The sequence below is a fragment of the Aquimarina sp. I32.4 genome (genome assembly GCF_002924285.1).
Lineage (GTDB): Bacteria > Bacteroidota > Bacteroidia > Flavobacteriales > Flavobacteriaceae > Aquimarina.
In genome coordinates this window covers 1-7,648 of sequence record NZ_PGUB01000151.1, presented here as the reverse complement: position 1 = coordinate 7,648, position 7,648 = coordinate 1, and the positions used below count along the sequence as shown (strand labels likewise).

3 protein-coding genes are annotated in these 7,648 nt (G+C 29.8%); 1 reads left to right on the top strand and 2 read right to left on the bottom strand.

The genetic code is table 11. From position 1 onward, the window contains the following. Positions 1-3,605 (bottom strand): non-ribosomal peptide synthetase (locus CVD18_RS20525; RefSeq protein ID WP_146052881.1); only part of this gene is annotated, 3,605 nt, incomplete at its 3' end. Positions 3,606-4,204: 599 nt separating this feature from the next. Here CVD18_RS20525 and CVD18_RS20520 point away from each other — a divergent pair. Next, positions 4,205-4,390 carry a hypothetical protein gene (locus CVD18_RS20520; RefSeq protein WP_103867361.1) on the top strand — a complete coding sequence of 62 codons (186 nt, stop codon included), beginning with the start codon at positions 4,205-4,207 and terminating at the stop codon, positions 4,388-4,390. 392 nt (positions 4,391-4,782) lie between these two features. On the opposite strand, the gene CVD18_RS20515 is transcribed toward CVD18_RS20520, so the two are convergent. Next, positions 4,783-7,431, bottom strand: a complete 2,649-nt coding sequence (locus CVD18_RS20515; protein ID WP_103867360.1) for a DEAD/DEAH box helicase — start codon at positions 7,429-7,431, stop codon at positions 4,783-4,785. Between the last annotated feature and the right edge of the window lie 217 nt (positions 7,432-7,648).

Genomic DNA, 7,648 nt, shown 5'->3' with positions numbered 1-7,648 from the left:
GGTAAAGACCAACCATCTGAAGCAATATGATGCATAACCAAAACCAAAATATGTTCTATAGGTGAAATCTCTATAACAGAAACACGTAATATATGATCCCTTGATAAATCATAGGGAGTATTAATTATATTAGAAATTAATGACGATATTAAATCTTCTTGTGGCTCTTCAATACAACTGGAGAACTTCCAATTCCCCTTATCTAAAACTTCTTGAGAAACAAATCCTTCTTCACTTTCTTTATAAATCGTGCGAAGAACCTCATGTCGATCAACTATATCACGAAATGATAACTCCAATATAGAAATATCTATAGAACCCGATAAGCGTAAAACTGAACTAATATGATAGGAAGTACTACCCTCTAACTTATCTAAAAACCATAAACGCTCTTGTGAAAACGATAATGGAATATCAACAGGACGAATACCCGTTAAAATATCTGGTAAAACAACATCTGTTTTTGTTGTCTGTATAAAATGAGAAAGAAAAAAAATAGTTGCTTTTTCAAAAATATCTTTTACCGTAAGCTCTACTTTTAATTGTTTCCTTACAATAGAAACAAGTCGCATTACTAAAAGTGAATGCCCTCCTAATTCAAAAAAATTATCATGAATCCCTATTTTTTTCAAATTTAGTAACTCCTCCCAAATAGAAGCCAATTCAATTTCTATAGGTGTACTTGGTGCAACATATGTATCAGAAACTATTTCTGAAGGATCTGGAGCGGGTAATGCTTTTTTATCAATCTTACCATTAGGAGTTATTGGTAATGCATCTAAAAAAACAACTACAGAAGGAACCATATAATTAGGCAATTGACTTATCAGGTATTGCTGTACTAAACTTGTATTCAAATCTTCTTTACACACAATATAAGCAGCCAAATATTTATGCCCTCTCGAATCTTCATTACATAATACACAACTTTGAAGTACCAAATTGTGATCCGCTAACACGTTTTCTATCTCTCCCAACTCAATCCGATATCCTCTTATTTTAACCTGATCATCAGCCCTGCCCAAAAACTCAATATTACCATCTGGTAACCATCGTGCTAAATCACCAGTCTTATATAATCTACCTTTACCAAATGGGTTTTTAATGAACTTTTCTTGAGTCAAATCAGGACGATTCAAATATCCTCTCGAAACCCCTAATCCTGCAATACATAATTCACCAATAACTCCTATAGGTAGAGCTTGTAAAGATTTATTGAGTATATAAATTTCTGTATTTGCTAACGGCCGACCAATTGGAACATTGATATTATCTACTATATTTTTAGATACAGGTACTTCATAATAAGATGAGTCTATAGTTGTCTCTGTTGTACCGTAACTATTGATTATTCTCATTTGAGCACCAAATCTCTCTAACAAATTTTTAAACTCTGATCCTTGTAATGTATCAGATCCGAGAATTAACAATTCGATAAAAGAAACATCTAAATTATTTTCATAAACAAAGTCAAAATGTGGAATTGCTAATTTTGGAGTGAGCTCTAAAACACTAACTTTATGAGCTTTAATGAACTCATAGAAATATTTAGAATCTAAACTTACTTCTTTTGGACATAAAACCAATTTCGAGCCATTTATCAAACTCCTGCATAAATCCCCTGTGAAAACATCAAAAGAAAAACTGGCCGTCTGCAATACAACACTTTCTTTTTCCAAGTTGTATTCTTCGCGCCAACAAAGTGCTATATTTAAAAGAGAATCATGTTCAATTAGTACTCCTTTTGGTTTTCCTGTACTTCCTGAAGTATAAATTACATAGGCAAGATCATTCAGCTTGATAGCTAAATTTAAGTTTTCAATAGAATATTTATTAGAAACATCTATGAATTTTCTTAACTCTTCATCATCAATAACAACCTTACAATCTATATCTTCTATAATATAGTCTATTCTTTCTTGTGGATAATCAAGATCTATAGGTACATAAGCACTTCCCGATTTCAAAACTGCCAAAACTGAGATTATTGACCATTCGCTTTTATCCAATTTTATTGCAACTAAATCATCAGCTTCAAGAGAATAATTTTCTTTTAGATAATGAGCAAGTTTATTTGACCTATCATTTAATTCTTTATATGTTAAGCTGTTATTCTCAGAAAATATTGCAATATTCTCTGGCGATATTACCGCTTGATTCTCAAATAAATCAAGAATAGTACTACTCTCAAGAGGATAATCAATAGCTGTATCATTGAAATCATACAATAGTTCTTTTTCTTCCCTTGAAGTCAATATAGAAAGATTACCTACTCCCCCCGTATCAACTTTGAATTGCCTCATAATGAATAGTACTCTAGACATTAATAATTCAATTTCTTTCTTTGAGAAGTATGAATATTTATAATCTATCTTAATTTCTAAAGGTTGATTATTTCCATAATCACACCATCTAATAGATAAAGGAGTACTACCTTCATTACTTGAAAGATGCTTAGCTTCTGAATTGATCCCATCAATATTTAGAGAAAAATCCATTGTCTCATAATTGACAATTATATCAAATAGTTGAGTTCTTCCTTTCGACAACAAGTTCAACTCTTTATTAATATAACTTGGAAGGCATGCCTGATGACGATAATCAGATCGCTGTCTTTTCTTTATGTCATTCAAAAAATCATAAATTGTTTGATCCTCTGTATATATACCCTTAAATGGAATTACACCAGAAAATGGGCCAACAATATTTCGTTGTCTTTTATTTCTTCTTTTGTGCAATGGAACACCAAATACAATTTCGTATTGATTTTCGAATCGAGCAAAATATATTATTAAGGCAGCCAAAGTTAGTTGCTGCAGACTAGTACGGGTCTTCTTGGTTATTTCCTCATATACTCTTTTATCTCGTTCACTTATAAAGATACTAGTTCGATGAACTTTATTCCCTGAATGATTAAAAAAATGTTTTTTTGGTAGAGGTTCAGGTATATTTATGAATTGTTTTTTCCAATATGAAATATCATCATTAAATGAATCAGAACTCAAGTATTCTAATGATTTTGCAATTTCATCTTGATATGTATCAAAAGTAAAATCAATCTCTTTTGTAGGGTTTCTTAAATTTACACTTGAAGAATATTTGTTAGCAACATATTGGATGAGTATTCCAAAACCATATCCATCTAAAATAAGATGATGATAGCTCATATACCACCAATACTCATTTTCGCTTATCTGAAGCAAATAGTTTTCAAATAATTTTTTTTTAAAAAGGTCAAAAGGTCTATTGAATTGCTCTTGCATCCAATTTAATGCTAACTTTTTTGGATCTCTCTCTCCTGTAAAGCTTATTTGGTTAACCTCAATTTTTTGAGGTTTATTTGAAAAATGGCATTTTGGAATAGCCTTATTAAAATCAAAATGAATGCGCAAAATATCAAATACCTCAGGTAGATTTTTCAATATATCAATAAAACAAACCTTATCAAGTTTACCTTTAAGGACAATATACCCTCCTACATTAAATTCTGAACTATTCGGATCTAAAACCTGTTCATTATAAATTTCCTTTTGAGAAAGGTGAAGAGGAAGTGTCTCTTTTTTATTATCTTCTTTTCCTAAAACAGTATTTTTAATACTTCGCATACAATTAATTTATCATTATTTTATGATTAGAAGATTCGATTCTGTCGCATCTGATAGATTTTAATTCTAAGATATCTTCATCTCAAGATTTTTTTATCAATCTACTCTCACGAATACATTAATATCATTTATCAAAAAACCGAAAAATATCTAGCTTAATTATACTTAAGAATTGTAATCAAATCGGAAAAATACTATATTAGATCATTCAAAAAATAAGTACAAGTATAAATTTATAAATTTATACTTATCTCATCAACAACAAAAAAACATACTTACATTGATTCTCTATAGGTTACATTAGAAACAGATTTAGAAAAACTAATTTCTTTATAAGAGCATTACAAGATAGTTAATCGGATTTTGCTTTCCATTTCTTTAGTTAGTCACTGGGATAAAACTCGATTATTTTGAATATTTGTATAAACACAACTTTTGGTCTTGATCCGAATTCTTCTTGTTTAGATTAACCAGAATATTTGCATGAACACAACTTTTGGTCTTGATCTCTTTTTACGTTATGTCTTAAAGACTTACCGTATGTAACCATTGTAGGAGAGAACACAGCTGGTACTTTTTCTACTATTCTTACACATGTATTGCCAAATGGTGCTGAAGTAAGTATATCTAATGAAATATATAGTGATGCCCAAGGTGAGGTTTTTGAAATTGTTGGAATTGGACCTGAAAATCTAGAAAACCGAGTACCTTTTTTGTCAACCATAGATTTTCAAGAAGAAAAGGATAGTGGAATAGAACGTGCTTTGGAAGTACTAGATAATTAGATCTTTTCTAAGTAACTCGTTGAGTTATTCCAATAAATTTTTCCACTGTTATAGTTTAGGGTATCTCTAAAGTAAGCTTTTTTAAGCATTCTTTAGATTTTCCAAACAAAAAGCCAGACAAAATTGTCTGGCTTGAGGAAAAAAATGTCCTGAGAGTAGCGGGAGAGATTGAAATATCTAACCATTCTATTAATAATTTACTTGAAATAGAAGCATTTATAAAAACCCACTCTACTTTATTAATGGATTCTTAAAGCTTCTCCTCTTATCTATTTCAATTAACACTAAAATCTCTTATCTCATTAAATTTTTACTACGTATTATGGTACATAAATCTCTCTTTAACGAATTTTTGTTCTTATATATTTTATCCTATCAGATTATCTAAAAAACTATTCTTCTTTTGCAAACTCCATTTTAAAAGAAATAGAAACTTCGCCAGTTTCTTTGTTCACTTTAACTTTAGGAGTACTTGTATTGGTCGTTTTTTCACCAGTGCTCATTTGGTATAAACCAGTCAAAAACTCCATTCCTTTGATCATTACTTCTTCCATTTTTTCAATTTTATTTTGTGAGGAACTGGTTTGCTCTATACTTATTTCTTCTTTTTCTAAATCAGAAACAGGTTCAACTATTGCTAACTCTTCTTGGCTGGATGAAATCGACTCTTCAAATACAGTTTCTTCATTACTAATCAAAATATCTTCTGATGTTGTCGTATCATAATTAGAATTATCATTTATGACTTCTTCTAGCTGTTTTATAAATTGTGATTTTCCCTTTTCTGAAAAATCTACCTCATCTGTGAAATTTCCTTCATTTAAAACACCTTCAAAAAGATTTTGTTTTAACAGTAATCCTGTAGCAATTTTAATTTCTATTGATTCTAAGGATAGAAGATTAAAAACATGTAGCTTTTGTTTCTTTTGTCCAATTCTATCTATTCTACCTATTCGCTGGTTCTTTTTGGCAGGATTCCAGGGGATTTCAAAATTGATTACAGTATCAGCCACCTGTAAATTAAGTCCGGTTCCACCCGATTCACTAGACAGGAATATTTTACAATCATCATTATCTTCAAATTCTTTGATTAATGCTTGTCTTTTTTTAACGGGAACTTTACCTGTAAGCATTGTAAATGTTACATCTTCTTTTTTAAGCATTTCTCCGATTAATTTAAGCATGGTTACCCATTCTGAAAATATAATGACCTTTTTGTTCGGATCTTTTTTTATACTAAGTTGCTCTATTAAAATATGCCTTAATTCTGCCAATTTAGGAGAATTGTGTGTTTGTTTATCAATGAGATAACTAGAATTACATACCATTCGCATATTGGTGAGTAGCAGCATAAGCTTTTGCCAATCATAAGTAGTCTTAAATTTTTTACCTAAAATTTTTGCAATTCCGGCAGCATAATTAGCATGCATAGCCGCCTGCTCATCTGATAATTTTACATAAATATTCTTTTGTACAACATTAGGCAATTGATCAAATACATCACGTTTTTCTCGGCGAATTAATATAGAACCTAATCGCTTTTTCAGACTTCTTAGATTATAATATCCATGAATTTTGTTTTTATATTCACTATCAAAAATACAATGTTGATAAGAAAATTCCCATTGTGGTGCTAGCAATTTTTGATCTAAAAACTGAACTATAGAATAGATGTCTAGCAATTTATTTTCTAAAGGTGTTCCAGTAATAACCAATGCATGTTTTTTTTGAATACTTTTAATAGCTATTGCTGTTTTTGTTTCATAGTTTTTTATTTTTTGCGCCTCATCTAGTATTACAAAGTCATACCCTGATTTATTAATTTCTCTTAAATCCCTTAGCACAGTTTCATAATTTATAATGTGAAAAAAATCAGAATTTGTAGCATATTCATTAGCTCTAATCTCTGGGTTCCCTTCTATAACTGTTCCTTTTTCAGTACTAAACTTTAAAATTTCATTTTTCCATTGATGTTTTACTGATGCCGGACATATTACCAATGTTTTTTTGAAATCGAATACTTCTTTTTTAAGAATCGCAGTAGTGATAGATTGCAACGTTTTTCCTAATCCCATTTCATCGGCTATAATAACACCCTTTTTAAACACCGAAAATTCGACTCCTTCCTTTTGATAGGGATATAAATTTGCATTTATAACAGAATAATCAAGAGTAGTTTTTTCTTGCGACCTTACCAATTCTAATTCATCAAAATAGGATTCTACTTTTTCATAAACCTCTTCTCTAACTTTGATTCGTTCAAAATCATTTGATTTTTGAAGAAAAGAAAAAAAGGAAGCTATTTTGGTTTCATCAATATAATTTTTAGAGCCAAAATGTGAAGTCAATAAATTTTCTTCCTCGCTAGTTAATTTCTCCGGATAATACCAAGATATTCTATAATCATTCAGTGGATCTGTATATATTTCTATAAAAGGAAATACTTTGTTTAATTTTTTAGCTTTATGAGAGTTCTCTTCCAGATAATTAAATAGATACAAAATATGTTTTGTAGTACATAATTTATTGATCTTCCAATCTATATTGTCTATGTATCCCGTTTTTGTTTCAAAATCCCAAAGAGTAACTTGGTGTGATTTGCCTTTTTCATTAATCAATGTATGCTCTCCAAAAAGATTATCAGACAAAATAACTTTATAATCTGCTTTTTTGGCTTTATCCAATCGTTCATCCAAAACTCTTTTGATCATCCCTTCTCTGGTATATTTTTTACCATCTGAGAGTAGCTTATCTGCATATTCTTTTGAAATAATATAAAGTGCTACAAGCCCCTTGATATTCCATTCTGAATAAGCTCCATCTATCTTTAACAATAGACCACCTACATCGCCATTATTCAAAATATCTACAATAGACTCATCAAAGCCATTGTCTATCTGAATGGATATATGTTCTTTTCCTTGAGAAAGGATTATCTGGTCATAGTTTTCAACTATATACTGAGCTTTTTGTATTTCAACCTCAGGTAAAACATTATTTTCTTCAATTTGATTAATTGTACTATTTATTAAATGTAGCATGGTAATTTAAGTCGTTATATCGTATATTAATGATTCGTATAATAATGGTTTTTTAAATATGTTTTCTTTTCACAACAAAAATAATTGTTTCTATTGATCTAACTTAACATATTTTTCCAAGAGAATCCTTGTAAGGATAATGTTTTGACCCCTATAAAACAAGAGTAATCTTTTAAATTTGGATTATTAATTATGCTACTCTATTTTTCATTAAAAT

Excerpts from the sequence above, each read along its gene's own strand:
- CVD18_RS20515 (WP_103867360.1), bottom strand. The coding sequence starts at position 7,431 with ATGCTACATTTAATAAATAGTACAATTAATCAAATTGAAGAAAATAAT.